This is a genomic window from Motilimonas sp. 1_MG-2023 (assembly GCF_030547455.1).
GTDB lineage: Bacteria > Pseudomonadota > Gammaproteobacteria > Enterobacterales > CBDFNC01 > Motilimonas.
On record NZ_JAUOPX010000137.1, the window covers coordinates 1 to 338 of the forward strand.

A 338-nucleotide genomic window follows, 5' to 3' on the forward strand; every position below is an offset into this window, starting at 1 on the left:
GCACACCACAAAGACTTCGTTTACCTTGAGCTAGAGGGTGGCGCAGGCTTCTCTTGGGGTGAACTAAACGGTTTCTTCGATGTTGAAAACGTACAAGAAGATTCAAGTGACCTACGTACTGCTTACAAAGTTACTGCAGCTTACAAGCTTGGCGAATCAGGCTTTCGCGCTTATGCTCAGCACTATGCGACAGACTCAAGGGGCTTCTCTTCGAGTAACACAGTGCTAGGTGGTAAATACCGTTTTGAAGGTGAAGGCTGGTTTGTAGCGCCATTCATTGGTAGCCACTACACCATTACTAACCCATCTTGGACCTCTGGTTTCTCTGGCTTCAACGG

1 protein-coding gene is annotated in these 338 nt (G+C 47.9%); it reads left to right on the forward strand.

Annotation, left to right across the window (positions count from 1 at the left end; translation table 11 throughout):
- Nucleotides 1–338, forward strand: a 338-nt coding sequence (locus Q4519_RS21795) for an outer membrane protein OmpK (RefSeq protein ID WP_303516038.1), incomplete at both ends; no start/stop codon positions are given.